Raw genomic sequence first — 14598 nt, 5'->3', positions numbered from 1 at the left:
GATTTGAGCTGGTTCGGGAGATCACCGGATCCGGTTCGAGCGTGCCGCACGCGGCACGTCAATCGTTGCCCAACCGGATCCGCTGGGCGAGCAGATCGACGAAGGCGACGACCTTGGGTGAAAGATGGCGCCTCGTCGGGTAGAGCGCATAGACCGGAATGTCTTCCCAGGACCAGTCGACGAGCAGGTGCCGCAAGCGCTTCCCGTCGAGATCGTCGGTGCACAAGGCCTTGGGTAACCATGCGATTCCCACGCCGGCGAGAGCGGCCACTCGAACCATCTCGATGTCGTTGGCCATCAGTCGTGGCGTAATGCGGACTTCGGTACGTTTGCTTCCTGATTCCAAAGGCCAGACGCGCGACGTCGCTTTACCGCCAAGGGCGATGCATGCGTGGTTCGTCAGTTCGGCAGGTGTCTTCGGGACGCCATGGCGTTCGCAGTATTCGGGCGTCGCCACGAGCATGAACTGTGCTGTTCCGAGCTTGCGTGCGACGAGCGACGAATCGACGAGTGCGCCCGCCCGAATCGCGACGTCGAAGCGCTCGTCGACGAGATCGACAAGGCGATCTGAGTTCACCAACTCGATCGCGACGTCGGGATGGCGAGCGAGGTATTCGGCAATGATCGGTCTGAGTGGGCTGAAAGACATCGGCGCCGCGACCCGCAGCACGCCACGGGGCGTCCCACGCATTCCCGCCACTGCGCTCTCCGCCTCTTCGATGTCGCTCATGGCGGGGCCGACGCGTTCGAACAGGACGCGGCCGGCCTCGGTGAGGCTGAGCTTGCGTGTCGTGCGCTGAATGAGCCGCTCGCCGATCCGGTCTTCCAGGTCGGAGATTTTTCGGCTTACCGTGGACTTCGGCAGGTTCAGGCGTCGCGCTGCCTCACTCAGGCTTCCCGCCTGAATGACCCGGATGAATATCAGGAATTGGTTGAGATCTATTGTTCCACTCATGGAACGATGATACTAAAAATGCCCGTCTTGTTCAACGAAAGGCTCGGACGTATCTTCTGCGGACTGGGAAAACTTCCCGAATCGGATAGCTAAGGAGAAACCGTCATGCCCGATACTTCGCAGATGCTCACGACGCTGGCCCAGGGCCTCAGCACCCCGGTCCGCGCACCGATCCTCCACACGCCGGACGAGTATGGAATGGCGTACGAGGACATCACGTTCCCGTCCCTGGACGGCACTCCGCTGGAGGCGTGGTGGATTCCCCGAGCGGGCTCGAACAAGCTGGTGATCGCCAACCACCCGATGCCGATGAACCGCTACGGCTTCCCCTCGCACCTGCCGCGGTGGCAGTTCGTTCCGGGCAATGACATCGAGGTCAACTACATGCGGGAATATCAGCACCTGCATGAGGCTGGCTACAACGTGCTGACCTACGACGCGCGCAACCACGGCCAGAGCGGCGCGGCCAACGGCAACATCTTCACGTGGGGCCTGTTCGAATCCCGCGACGTCGCCGGTTCGCTGAAGTACGTCAAGTCCCGCCCCGATACCCGTGGCATGAAGCTGGGCCTGCTCAGCCGCTGCATGGGTGCGAACGCCACCTTCGTCGCGAAGACGCGATATCCGGAGCTCTTCGCCGACGTACAGGCGCTTGTTGCCGTGCAGCCGATCTCGATGCGAGCCATGGTCGAGCGCAACCTCGAGTACATGGGGCTTGCGGACCAGTTCGAGGCGATCGACCGCGAGGTGCAGCTGATTACCAGCTTCAGGATCGACCAGGTGTCGCCGCTGGAATACGCGAAGCACTGGCAGGCGCCGGCCTTCCTGCTGCAGGTGCGTAACGACGCGCTGACCAAGCCCGGCGACGTACAGTCGATCTTCGACAACATTCCCGTTGCCGACAAGCAGCTGTTCTGGCTCGAAGGCAGCACCCGGCGCTGGGATGGCTACAACTATTTCTCCGAACACCCGGAGCAGTTGATCGCATGGTTCGACAAGCATGTGAAGTGAGTCCGTTTCACTTCGATCACGCTACGTGAACGCACCACACCGCTACGACTGGGTGCGAGACGAGCGCTGAGGATCCCGCTCCCCGAGCGATGTCCTCGGCTCCTTGGTATCAGCGGCAATCCGCAGAAAACGCAGGAGAATGACCATGTCGGAAAAAACCATTGTCGTGTTTGGCGCGACGGGGCGACAGGGGCAAGGCGTGGTGAATGCGCTGCTCGATCAAGGCGGTTATACCGTCCGGGCGATCAGTCGAGATGTCGGCTCGGATCAGGCCAAACGGCTCGCCGCTCGAGGCGTCGAAGTGGTTGCCGCAGATCTGAACAGGGTAGACACATTGGCGCCCGCGCTCAGCGGAGCCCATGGGGTGTTCCTGGTCACGAATTTCTGGGATCCCGCAACAGGGACGAGCGAATACGATCAGGTAAGGCATGTGGTCGGCGCTGCAAAATCTGCCGGCGTGACTCACATGGTCTGGTCGACGCTACCCGACGCTCACGAAATTTCAGGCGGCCGGTATGAGGTTTCGCACTTCACCCACAAAGCTCGGGCCAACGCCGTGATCGCCGACGCGGGCTTTCCCGATTACAGCTTCGTCGAAGCGCCGTTCTTCTTTCAGAATTTCCTTGGCCAGATGGCGCCGCAACCCACCGGGAACGGGAATCAAAAGGCCTGGGCGGTTCCGATGGATATCAACAGCAAGAGCGTCCATGCCGGCGACATCCGCGAACTGGGGAAGTTGGTCAAGGAAGTCTTCGACCATCCGGAGATAGCCGGTCAGGGGCAGATTCTGTCGTTGTGCGCCGACGCTTACAGCTGGCAGGCGTTCGCGGATATCCTGAATGCGCAGGGCCACAACGTGGTGGTGAACCAGGTGCCGGGCAAGGCCTACGAAATGTTCTATCCCGGCGCGGACGAAGTCTGCGCGATGATGGGTTACTTCGAAGACTACAGTTACTTCGGCCCTGACGCGGACGCCAAGAGGGCGCGCGCAGATGCGCTGGTCAACGGGCAGATCACCGGCTTTGCGGAGTGGGCCAAGGTCAACATGCCGGCTTGATCAGCGTGGCAAGAAGTTAGGATGCCGATTCGATATCGTCATGGACGCGGATGATAGGCGGGACCCCAACCGGGTATTGCGCGACGCGCGGGTTGGTCAGCCACTATTCGCTCACTTTCGCACGAGCGGCAAGTCGAAAGAAGACGTGAAAACAAGGATGAATGCCATGACAACAAGCACGACGGGAAGCGAAAACGCCCAGTTTCCGCTCAAGCATGAGCAGCGTTCACGTGGTATCGTCCGCCGCGCGCGCGGGTTGGGCAACGGGTCGATTACGCGGCTGGTGAGTCCCTCTGACCTGGGTCGGTTGATCAAGCCGTTCGTGTTCCTTGATCTCTTCGAGTCCAATGGCAGTCACGCCCGACCGCTTGAATTCGGCTGGCATCCGCACTCCGGCATCGCCACGGTAACGGTCGTCCTTGACGGCGCGGTCCAATATGCGGAAACGACGGGCAACGCCGGGGTGCTGCCCGCGGGTGGTGTGGAATGGATGCAGGCGGGCGGCGGTGTGTGGCACACGGGCACCTTTGACACGGCACCCCTGCGGGGCTTTCAGCTCTGGGTCGCGCTCCCGCCAGATCTGGAGAATGCACCGACCAGGAGCCAATATGTGATGCCGGAGCAGGTTCCGGGCGCGGGCCCCGTGCGCGTGATCCTGGGCACGTACGATGGCATGACGAGCCCTGTCGATGCACCGCCGATGACCTACCTCGTGGTCACGCTGAAGGATGGCGAGCATTGGGCGTTTGTTCCTCCTCCGGGGCAGGACGTCGCGTGGGTTTCCGTGATGGATGGCGCACTGCGTGCGTCATCCCGCATCACGCGTGGAGAGGTCGCGATCTTCGAGCGCGCCGAGACGGCGATCGAACTGGTCGCCGAGGGCGACACGCGCTTCGTGCTGGGTTCCGCCACTCAGCATCCCTACGAACTCGTGCTCGGCCACTACTCCGTGCACACCAGTGTCGACGCGCTTCAGCGCGGAGAGGCCGAGATTCGCCGCATCGGACGTCAACTTCGTGCCGAGGGCAAGCAGAGCGGTGCGCTCCAGTCGATCTGACGCCGGGATTGGAACGCCCGCACCGGGCTGGCCTGAAGGCCGGCCGGAATCGACAGACTCGCTCATACCCGGAATCGAGCCGGCGCAGCAGCGTGTCGAGGCGATCGAGCGACTGTACATTGATCGCGATACAGCCGAACTCGTCAACCGCGCGGTTGCTGCGCACCATGCGAGACGATCGGGTCGACGCCGAGTGTGACCGCTCGCCCGTGTCGATGTCTGCCGTCGATGGCGTCGATCGACAAACACGGCGGCCGCGCCTGACGCATGGCCGCCCGATGGCATGCCCGCGGATGCCCGTACAATTCGGGCCGCGTTCTTCACCGACCCCGCAGCGGTAAATCCTTCCCTGAACGGAAGGTCGCGTTTATGATCCGCCATGCAAGCGGTGGTCGCTGGAATCGCCTGATTGGTCGCACGACCAGTCCGTTCCTTCGGGCACCGCTTTCCTTTTGTGCCCGACCTTCACGCGAATTCACGCAGACCCCGTGTAACGTGTGATCTCGTCACCGCCGAACCGAAAGCGATCTGTAAATAACAATGCTGCCGACAAGCTACAACGCGTTGCTCGTTCTTCTTTCGCTCCTGATCGCCATATTGGCGTCCTACACCGTGCTGGACATGGCCGGGCGCATCAAGACCGCCCAGGGGCGCGCCGCACATTGGTGGCTGGTCGGCGCGGCTTGCGTGATGGGCACGGGCATCTGGTCGATGCATTTCGTCGGCATGCTTGCTTTCGCGTTGCCGATTCCGGTCGGATACGATCCGGCCATCACGTTGCTGTCGCTGCTGATCGCCATCGCCTGCTCCACGTGCGCACTGTGGCTCGTCTGTCGGGATACGCTGAAGTGGCACCGGCTGTGCGGCGGGGCCGTGTTGATGGGGGCCGGCGTCGCGGGAATGCATTACACGGGCATGGCCTCCATGCACATGTCGCCGGGCATCCGGTACGACCTGCTGCTCGTTTGCCTGTCGGTCGCGATCGCCGTGGTCGCGTCCGGCGCCGTGCTGTGGATCGTGTTCATCCGGCGTGCGAACTCGTCCCGCGTGCGCCTGCTCAACCTGGGGTCCGCCGTGCTGATGGGGGCCGCCATCGCCGGCATGCACTATACCGGGATGGCCGCCGCCCGGTTCCCCCTGGGCAGCATCTGCGGTGCAGCCGGCTCGCGCATGGACGCCGGCTGGCTCGCACTGGTCATCATCGTCGCCACGTTGGCCATCCTCGCCATCGCGCTGGTCGTTTCCATCCTCGATCTGCGTCTGGAGTCCCGCACGGCGGTGCTGGCGACGTCGCTGGCCGAAGCCAACCAGGAATTGACGTATCTGGCGTTGCACGACAACCTCACCAAGCTCCCCAATCGCGTGCTGCTCGAAGACCGGATCGATCAGGCGATCCAGGGCACCGACCGCGAGAAAGGATGTTTCGCGCTGATGTTCATGGATCTCGACGGATTCAAGGCGGTCAACGACGCGTATGGCCATCATGTCGGCGATCTGCTGCTGGTCGACGTGGCGCAGCGCATCGGCGCGAACCTGCGCACGCAGGACACGATCGCCCGTCTGGGTGGCGACGAGTTCGTGCTGGTCGTGTCCGTCGACGAACCCGCTGACGCGGCCGGCGTGGCGGACAAGGTACTGGCGGTGATTCGACAACCGTTCCGCGTGGCCGAGCACGAATTGCGCGTGTCGGCCAGCATCGGAATCGCGCTCTATCCCGGCAACGGCAGCCATTTCCGGGACCTGATGACCAATGCCGATGCAGCGATGTATCACGCGAAGGCGCTCGGCCGAAACGCGTACTGCTTCTTCGAGGCATCGATGAACGCGAATGTCCGCGAGCACCTGAAGATCGTGCAGGAACTCCGTCTGGCGCTGGAGCGGCGTGAACTGGTCCTGCATTACCAGCCGAAGTTCGAAGTGCCGCATGGACCGATCATCGGCGTCGAGGCATTGTTGCGGTGGATGCACCCGACGCGCGGCCTCATTTCACCCGATCAGTTCATCTCGATCGCGGAAAAGACCGGGTTGATCGTCCCGATCGGCGAGTGGGTACTGGACGAGGCCTGCCGGCAGATGCGCGCGTGGTGCGATGCCGGTCGAACCGACTGGACGATGGCCGTCAACCTGTCGCCGTTGCAATTCGGTCACGCGAGCCTGGTCCAGGTCGTGCAGGCCGCATTGCAGCGGCACGCGCTGGAACCGCGCTGCCTGACGCTGGAGATCACCGAATCGACTGCGATGCGCGATGCCGACGCCAGCTTGAGAATCCTCGAGCAGTTGCACGACATGGGCGTGCGTATTTCCATCGACGACTTCGGAACGGGTTATTCGAGCCTGCTCTATCTGAAACGCCTGCCGGCCAGCGAGCTCAAGATCGACCGCGGGTTCATCCGCGATCTCGAACACGACACCGAGGATGCCGCGATCATTTCCGCGATCGTCGCGCTCGGCCGGGCACTCGACCTGAAGATCGTCGCGGAGGGCGTTGAAACGACGGCGCAGCAGCAGTTCCTGACCACGCTCGGCTGCAATTCGCTGCAAGGTTTCCTGCTCGGGCGTCCGATGCCGGCGGAGCATTTCATCGACATGACCGCGCAAGGCAATGCGATCGGGAGCGCTTGATCCCGTCGTCATGATTCGGTTGTGAAATCCGATGGGCGACAAGCCGACGGCCGGCGCGCGACCGCCGAGCAGCCGTGCGTGAAGTCGCCGAAGCATGCAACGTCGGGCGGTGGCGATCAAGGGCGCAACGCGTGGTTGGGTGCGATGAGTGCATGGATCGGTGCGAGTTAAAGGGCCATATCGAAAGACCTGGCTGGCGTTCGTTTGTAGCGCCCCCGCGGCAGGAAAGCGAATGATCCGTGAAGCCCGGCCGACATGTGTTCCGTCGGCGGAACCGATTCCTTCGAAGCCTCGCCGGGAAAGGGGCGTGTGCGGAGATCACACGCGACTTGAACGAGTAAACCGAAACGGTCAGACTGTCGCTGAATCCTCGGCACGGGATTCATGAAACGAATGCTGCTCGATTCAGAAGATAAATTTCGAGAAGACCGCGTCGGCCGGTATGCTTGATGCCGCTGTCCCACGGCCCGACGCCGGATATCGAGTACGGAACCTGGCGATGGAGACAACGTGTTCGTGGCTGCATCAGGGCTGCGCTGTTGATCCAGGTTGACCTGTTTCACCAAGGCCGGGAGCCTGAATTTGGCCACTCGACACTCGGGGCTGAATTTTTCGCGCGGCCGCAACCGACAGTTCACAATATGACATTACAGATTGGGATTCCTCTGGAGATAGCCACCGGCGAACGGCGCGTAGCGACCGTCCCCGAGGTGGTTGAGAAACTGATCAAGCTGGGGTTTTCGGTGGCCGTGCAAAGCGGCGCCGGGGCCGGTGCGAACTTTGACGACGACGCGTATCGTGCGGCCGGCGCGAGCATTGCCGCCACGGCGGCCGAGCTCTGGTCCGGCAGCGACATCGTGTTCAAGGTGCGCCCGCCGACGAGCGACGAAGTGGCGCTGATGCGCGAGGGCGGCACGCTGATCGGCTTCGTGTGGCCCGCGCAGAATCCCGAACTGATGGCGCAGCTGGCCGCCAGGCGCGCCACCGTGCTGGCGATCGATTCGCTGCCGCGCACGTTGTCGCGCGCGCAGAAGATGGACGCGCTCACGTCGATGGCCGGCATCAGCGGCTACCGGGCGGTGATCGAGGCCGCGCACGCGTTCGGCCGCTTCCTGAACGGCCAGGTCACGGCGGCCGGCAAGGTCCCGCCGGCCAAGGTGTTCATCGCCGGTGCCGGCGTGGCCGGTCTCGCCGCGATCGGCACGGCCGCGAGCCTCGGCGCGATCGTGCGTGCGAACGACACGCGCGCCGAAGTGGCCGACCAGGTCAAGTCGCTGGGCGGCGAGTTCGTCAAGGTCGACTACGAAGAGGAAGGCTCGGGCGGCGGCGGCTACGCGAAGGTGATGAGCGAAGGCTTCCAGCAGGCGCAGCGCGCGATGTACGCGCAGCAGGCGAAGGACGCCGACATCATCATCACGACCGCGCTGATTCCCGGCAAGCCGGCGCCGAAGCTCATCACCGCCGAGATGGTGCAGTCGATGAAGCCCGGCAGCGTGATCGTCGACATGGCGGCCGAACAGGGCGGCAACTGCGAACTCACGGTGCCCGGCGAGGCCGTCGTGCGCCATGGCGTGACGATCGTCGGCTACACGGATCTCGCGTCGCGCCTGTCGCGGCAGTCGTCGACGCTGTATGCGACCAACCTGCTGCGTGTGGTCGAGGAGCTGTGCAAGGCCAAGGACGGCACGATCAACGTCGATTTCGACGACGACGCGATCCGCGGCCTCACCGTCATCAAGGACGGCAACATCACGTGGCCGCCGCCGCCGATCAAGCAGGCGGTCGTCGCGCCGAAGCCCCCGGCGGCGCCCGCGGCGGCCGCGCCCGCGAAGTCCAAGGGCCATGGCCAAAGCGGCGAGCCGATGTCGGCCAAGGCGCTCGCCATCGTGTTCGCGGTCGGCGCGCTGGCTTTCCTGGTCGTCGGCCAGTACGCGCCGGCGAGCTTCCTGTCGCACTTCACGGTGTTCGTGCTCGCGTGCTTCGTCGGCTACATGGTGATCTGGAACGTCACGCCGTCGCTGCACACGCCGCTGATGAGCGTGACCAACGCGATCTCGTCGATCATCGCGATCGGCGCGCTCGTGCAGGTCGCGCCGCCCCTCGGTGAACTGGCCAACGCGGGCGATCGCCCGTCCGGGCTGATCCTCGGCCTGGCGGTGGGCGCGCTGACGCTCACGGCCGTCAACATGTTCGGCGGCTTCGCGGTCACGCGACGCATGCTGGCGATGTTCCGCAAATAAGGGGACGACAACAATGACTTCAAACCTGACTACCGTCTCCTATATCGGCGCCGCGATCCTGTTCATCCTCAGCCTCGGCGGGCTGGCCAACCCTGAAACCGCGCGTCGCGGCAACCTGCTCGGCATGATCGGCATGCTGATCGCCGTGCTGGCCACCGTGGCCGGCCCGCGCGTGTCGGCCGCGGGCATTCCGTACGTGGTCGCCGCGCTGGTCGTCGGCGGCGCCGTCGGCCTGTACGCCGCGAAGAAGGTGCAGATGACGCAGATGCCGGAACTGGTCGCGCTGATGCACAGCCTGGTCGGTCTCGCCGCCTGCCTGGTCGGCTTCGCGAGCTACATCGACACGTCGCTGCAGTTCACCGGCGCCGAGAAGGCCATCCACGAAGTGGAGATCTACGTCGGCATCCTGATCGGCGCGGTCACCTTCGCGGGCTCGATCATCGCGTTCGGCAAGCTGTCGGGCAAGATCGGCGGCAAGCCGCTGCTGCTGCCGGCGCGGCACTGGATGAACCTGGCCGCGCTGCTGATCGTGATCTACTTCGGCCGCGCGTTCCTGCATGCGGAAAGCATCCAGGACGGCATGCTGCCGCTCGTCGTGATGACGGTGATCTCGCTGCTGTTCGGCGTGCACATGGTGATGGCGATCGGCGGCGCGGACATGCCGGTCGTGGTGTCGATGCTCAACAGCTACTCGGGCTGGGCGGCGGCGGCCACCGGCTTCATGCTCGGCAACGACCTGCTGATCGTGATCGGCGCGCTGGTCGGTTCGTCCGGTGCGATCCTGTCGTACATCATGTGCCGCGCGATGAACCGCAACTTCATCAGCGTGATCGCGGGCGGCTTCGGCAGCGGCGCAGGCGCGCCGGCGGCAGCCGGCGGCGGCGCGCAGCCGGCCGGCGAGGCGGTGGCGGTGAGCGCCGCGGAAACGGCCGAGCTGCTGCGCGAGGCGAAGCGCGTGATCATCGTACCCGGCTATGGGATGGCGGTGGCGCAGGCCCAGCACACGGTGTTCGAGCTGACGAAGCTGCTGCGTGAAAAGGGCGTCGACGTGCGTTTCGCGATTCACCCGGTCGCGGGCCGCATGCCGGGCCACATGAACGTGCTGCTGGCCGAAGCGAAGGTGCCGTACGACATCGTGCTCGAAATGGACGAGATCAACGGCGACTTCCCGGAGGCCGACGTGTCGATGGTGATCGGCGCGAACGACATCGTGAACCCGGCGGCGCAGGACGACCCGACGAGCCCGATCGCCGGCATGCCGGTGCTGGAGGTATGGAAGGCGAAGACGTCGATCGTGATGAAGCGCAGCATGGCTTCGGGTTATGCGGGCGTCGACAATCCGCTGTTCTACAAGGACAACAACCGGATGTTGTTCGGCGACGCGAAGTCCATGCTGAGCGAGGTCTTCGGCATGCTGAAGGCCTGATGCGAGCGTGAACTTGAGTCAGTGACGGAGCGCGCGACGGCCGGCAACGCCCGGCCGTCGCCGCCAACACGTGCACCGCGGGGCGAGGCCATGCGCAAGTGCTCCGCGGTCGCCAGCGGTCCGGCCACGGCGCACGATACGTCGTGCGCGAATCGATCGACGTGATCGACCGGACGATCCGGATCATGCACGACCGGGCATGGCGTCGCTCTTCCCCGGGCACGACATCCGAAACATCCCGGGATCCCTGCCTGTCCAGGCTTGTACACGCGCCGCACTGCGCGCGCGACCGATACGCTCCCCGTTCGATTCCACGCCGCTTGCGTCACGCGTCGCGGCCGTCGATCCATTTTTGTCGCGCTGTCGTATGCAAACGATGGCGAGGCATCCGCCATTTCCAGCGCACCTTGCCGGTATTTAAATCGGTTGACAGGTTTTTTTGGATTGGATTGCGGATTACCGGCCGCCGATATTCACCGCATTCCGATACGCGCTGCAATGTGCGGTGAATCTGTCGTTCAGGCCGCGCCTCCGGCCGCACCCGTTCCGCAATCGCAACGATCCGGGTGTTCCGTGCCATGTTCCCGTCCGGCGTGCGTTACGGCGCATCGTTACGTAACGGGCGAGAGCGTTTCATCCCCGCAAACGTTAAACCCGATTATTTCTATTTATTCATACCTTTTCAATTCCGGACATAGGTCATTGGTTTGTCGAGGTTTTTCTGCGTTGCAGCAAAAGAAAGGGACGCAATGGCACGGATCGTGCGTTAAATGGCACGTGCCGAAGTAGTTAATACCATAACGTTAGACCGATCATGAATCACATCCTTATTCCGATATCCGGACGCGACGCGGGGGCGAAGCGGTCGATTCCGGGCCTTCACGTGATCAATCGCGTTCATGCGCCAATCCGTTCGGGATGGCTCGGACGCGGCATTTTCATTGCCATGCCGAACCGGGCCGACACGCCATCGCGGCGACAGTGCATCGGTGCGGAGGCGTGCGCCTAGGCAATTCGCAGTCCCTTCATCGTCCGGGTTCCTTGCGGGAATCGAATCGCTCGTCCGGTAACCGCGCGTTCCACTACATATAGGAATGCGAATTTATTGATTAATTCATCGATGGACGGGTGACGTCCGGGATGAATGTTGTCGACGTATCGGGATACCGAGGGCGGAGCATGTCCGGCGTCAGCACGGACATGCTCGCAGGCGAGGCAATGGGTGCAAGGGACAGGCAGTGCCATGCGGTGTCGTGATGGGAAAGGTGGATGTTTAGGAGTACATGAGATGAGTGAAATCGAGTTGATCGACAAGGCGTGCCATGCCGATCCGGGCGTTCAGGATCGGCATCGTGTCGCCGCGGGCGCGGTGGTGCCGGTGGTTCTGGCCGGCGGGTCGGGAACCCGGCTGTGGCCGATGTCCCGCGAGCAGCACCCGAAACAACTCACGCATCTCGTCGGCGACGAAACGCTGCTCGAATCGACGCTGCGCAGGGTGAGCGGACTCGGGTCGGCATTCGGGCTGGCTGCTGCACAGGTCGTATGCGGCGACGCGCATCGGCACACCACGGTGCGGCAGCTTGCGGCCGGCGGCCTGCGGGCGCGCGTGGTCGTCGAGCCGGCGCGCCGCGATACGGCGCCCGCGATGACGCTCGCGGCAGCCCTTGCGCTGGCCGAGCACGGCGACGCCGTGCTGGTCGTCATGCCGGCCGATCACGCGATCCACGACACGTCCGGTTTCGAGCGTGCGATGGCAACCGCATTGCGTTACGCGCGGCTCGGGTGCATCGCGACGCTCGGCGTCCGGCCGACGCATGCCGATTCGGGCTTCGGTTATCTGCGTACCGGTGGCCAGGTCTCGCTGGACGGCGCCGCCGGCGGCTACACGCTCGATGCGTTCGTCGAAAAGCCCGCGCCCGAAATCGCGGCGCAGTACGTCGCGTCGGGCTCGCACTGGTGGAACAGCGGCATTTACGTGGTCCGGGCGAGTGTCTGGCTGCGCGCGATCGAGGCACTTGCGCCGGACATTCACGCAGCGTGCGTCGCCGCGATCCGCGATGGCCGCGCGGACGACGGCTGCTTTCACCCGGCGCCGGAACCGTTCGCCGCGAGCCCGTCGGATTCGATCGACTACGCGGTCATGGAGCGGCTGGCCGCGATGACCGAACCGCCGGTGGCCGTCGCCGTGCCGCTGGATGCAGGCTGGTCCGACCTCGGGTCGTGGGACGCCGTCTGGGCCGCGCTCGACAAGGACGAGGACGGCAACGCCGGGCGCGGACGCGTGATGTTCGAGGACGCGACTGCGTGCTATGCGCATTCGGAAGGCCGGCTCGTCGCGTGTGTCGGCGTCAGCAACGTGGCGGTGGTGGAAACGCCCGACGCCGTGCTGGTCGTGGACCGGCAGCACGTTCAGGGCGTAAGGTCGCTCGTGGCCCGGATCAAGGCCGAACATGGCGCGGAAGCCGAGACGCACCGGCTCGTGCGGCGCCCGTGGGGCTGGTACGACTCGGTCGACCGCGGCGAACGCTTCCAGGTCAAGCGGATCGTGGTGGATCCCGGCGCGCGTCTGTCGTTGCAGATGCACCATCACCGCGCCGAGCACTGGACCGTCGTGAAAGGCACCGCGACCGTCACGCGCGGCGACGAGCAATTCCTGCTCGGCGAAAACGAATCGACCTACATCCCGATCGGCGTGCGGCACCGGCTCGAGAACCCCGGGCGCTTGCCGCTGGAAATCATCGAAGTGCAGACCGGCAGCTATCTCGGCGAAGACGACATCGTGCGCTTCGACGATGCATACGGGCGCGCGTGACGGCAAATGCGGCGCCGTCGCGCGCCGCCTGGAGAAGAATCATGTTCGGAGTTCAGTCGATTGTTGCGCGCCTGTTCGATGCACTCGTCGTGGTGCTGGCGGCGGCCGCCGCGTCGCATGTGCGGTTCGATGACGATACGCTCGGCCGGTCGGACGCGATGGTCGTCCCGTTCGTCGCGATGCTGACGCTTGCCGTCTTTCCCGCATTTCAGGTGTACCAGTCGTGGCGCGGGCGGTCGTGGATCGCGATGATCAGCCGCATCAGTGCCGCATGGGTCGCGGTGCAGGCGGGCAATCTCGTGCTGCTGTTCGCGATGCATCGCGTCGATCACGTGTCGCGGCTGTGGTTCGTCTACTGGACGGCGATCGCGGGATGCGGATTCGTCGTGATCCGCCTGGCTGCCTACACGATGCTCGCGCACGTGCGGCATGCCGGCCTGAATCTTCGCAAGGTGGCGATCGTCGGCAACGGCGCGCATGCGGTGCGGGTGATCGAAACGCTCGCGCTGTCCCCTGCGAGCGGGTTCCGCCCGGTGGTGCTCCACGATCCCGCGGGCGGGGCCGGCGGCATCATCCCGGCGATCGCGGATTTCGCCGAGTTCGCCGCGGCCGTGCGCACCGAAGCCGCGACGGAAATCTGGCTCGCGTTGCCGATCTCCGAGGAACAGACGATCCGGCGGGTCCTGAAGACGTTCGGCGACGACCTGATCAATATCCGCTTCATGCCGGACATGTGCAGCATCGCGCTGCTCGGCGGAACGATGATGGATCTCGTCGGCATGCCCGCGATCAACCTGGTGGCGTCGCCGATGTCGCATCGCGCGTTGATGCAGAAGGCGCTGTTCGATCGTGTGTTCGCGGCCGCGGCGCTCGTCGCGCTGGCGCCGCTGCTCGGGTTGATCGCGCTGGCGGTCAAGTTGTCGTCGCCGGGCCCGGTGTTGTTTACGCAGTATCGGAAGGGCGCCGATGGCCGGGTGTTCAGGATCTACAAGTTCCGCACGATGCGCGTGCACGCCGAACAGGCCGGCATCGTGCGTCAGGCCACGCGCGGCGACGCGCGCATCACGCGCATCGGCGCGTTCCTGCGCCGCACGAGCCTCGACGAGCTGCCGCAGTTCTTCAACGTGCTGCGCGGCGACATGTCGGTCGTCGGGCCGAGGCCGCACGCGATCGAGCACGACGATCTGTACCGGCCGCTCGTCGAGGGCTACATCCATCGTTACCGGATCAAGCCCGGCATCACCGGATGGGCGCAGGTCAACGGCTATCGCGGCGAAACGGATCACCTCGACAAGATGGTCGGCCGTGTGCAGCACGACCTCTATTACCTGCGCAACTGGTCCTTCGGGCTCGACATGAGGATTGTCGCCGCCACGGTGTTGAAGGGCTTCGTTCATCCGAACGCCTACTGAGCCCGG

Annotated in this window: 10 protein-coding genes; 8 read left to right on the top strand and 2 right to left on the bottom strand. The window is 64.4% G+C overall.

What is annotated here, in order from left to right; all coding sequences use genetic code 11:
- Positions 1-58: 58 nt before the first annotated feature.
- Positions 59-955 (bottom strand): LysR family transcriptional regulator, encoded by an 897-nt coding sequence (locus WJ12_RS18385; protein WP_124609306.1) that lies wholly within the window; start codon positions 953-955, stop codon positions 59-61.
- Positions 956-1060: 105 nt separating this feature from the next.
- On the opposite strand from WJ12_RS18385, the gene WJ12_RS18380 reads away from it, so the two are divergent.
- The 6 genes from WJ12_RS18380 (at position 1061) to pntB (ending at position 10368) form a co-directional block, all read left to right on the top strand.
- Positions 1061-1966, top strand: a complete 906-nt coding sequence (locus WJ12_RS18380; protein WP_034190955.1) for an alpha/beta hydrolase family protein — start codon at positions 1061-1063, stop codon at positions 1964-1966.
- A 145-nt stretch (positions 1967-2111) separates the two neighbouring features.
- A complete protein-coding gene (locus WJ12_RS18375; protein WP_167361885.1) occupies positions 2112-3023 on the top strand; it encodes an NmrA/HSCARG family protein in 912 nt (303 codons plus the stop codon).
- A 40-nt stretch (positions 3024-3063) separates the two neighbouring features.
- Positions 3064-4080 carry a pirin family protein gene (locus tag WJ12_RS18370; protein ID WP_226104031.1) on the top strand — a complete coding sequence of 339 codons (1017 nt, stop codon included), beginning with the start codon at positions 3064-3066 and terminating at the stop codon, positions 4078-4080.
- 540 nt (positions 4081-4620) lie between these two features.
- Positions 4621-6702, top strand: coding sequence for a putative bifunctional diguanylate cyclase/phosphodiesterase (locus WJ12_RS18365; protein ID WP_034190957.1), 2082 nt, complete (start codon positions 4621-4623; stop codon positions 6700-6702).
- Positions 6703-7343: 641 nt separating this feature from the next.
- Positions 7344-8942, top strand: a complete 1599-nt coding sequence (locus WJ12_RS18360) for a Re/Si-specific NAD(P)(+) transhydrogenase subunit alpha (RefSeq protein ID WP_069245764.1) — start codon at positions 7344-7346, stop codon at positions 8940-8942.
- A 13-nt stretch (positions 8943-8955) separates the two neighbouring features.
- Positions 8956-10368, top strand: coding sequence for a Re/Si-specific NAD(P)(+) transhydrogenase subunit beta (pntB, locus tag WJ12_RS18355; RefSeq protein WP_034190959.1), 1413 nt, complete (start codon positions 8956-8958; stop codon positions 10366-10368).
- A gap of 325 nt (positions 10369-10693) precedes the next feature.
- On the opposite strand, the gene WJ12_RS35960 is transcribed toward pntB, so the two are convergent.
- Positions 10694-10948 (bottom strand): hypothetical protein, encoded by a 255-nt coding sequence (locus WJ12_RS35960; protein ID WP_154233814.1) that lies wholly within the window; start codon positions 10946-10948, stop codon positions 10694-10696.
- A gap of 708 nt (positions 10949-11656) precedes the next feature.
- Between WJ12_RS35960 and WJ12_RS18350 the strand changes: the two genes are divergently transcribed.
- Together WJ12_RS18350 and WJ12_RS18345 are read left to right on the top strand one after the other, a co-directional pair.
- Positions 11657-13180, top strand: coding sequence for a mannose-1-phosphate guanylyltransferase/mannose-6-phosphate isomerase (locus WJ12_RS18350; protein ID WP_059557920.1), 1524 nt, complete (start codon positions 11657-11659; stop codon positions 13178-13180).
- A 41-nt stretch (positions 13181-13221) separates the two neighbouring features.
- On the top strand, positions 13222-14592 hold the full coding sequence (locus WJ12_RS18345) for an undecaprenyl-phosphate glucose phosphotransferase (RefSeq protein ID WP_059557918.1): 1371 nt from the start codon (positions 13222-13224) through the stop codon (positions 14590-14592).
- Positions 14593-14598: the final 6 nt, after the last annotated feature.

It is taken from the genome of Burkholderia seminalis, from assembly GCF_001718535.1.
Classification (GTDB): domain Bacteria; phylum Pseudomonadota; class Gammaproteobacteria; order Burkholderiales; family Burkholderiaceae; genus Burkholderia; species Burkholderia seminalis.
This window is presented reverse-complemented; position numbering and strand designations above follow the sequence as displayed.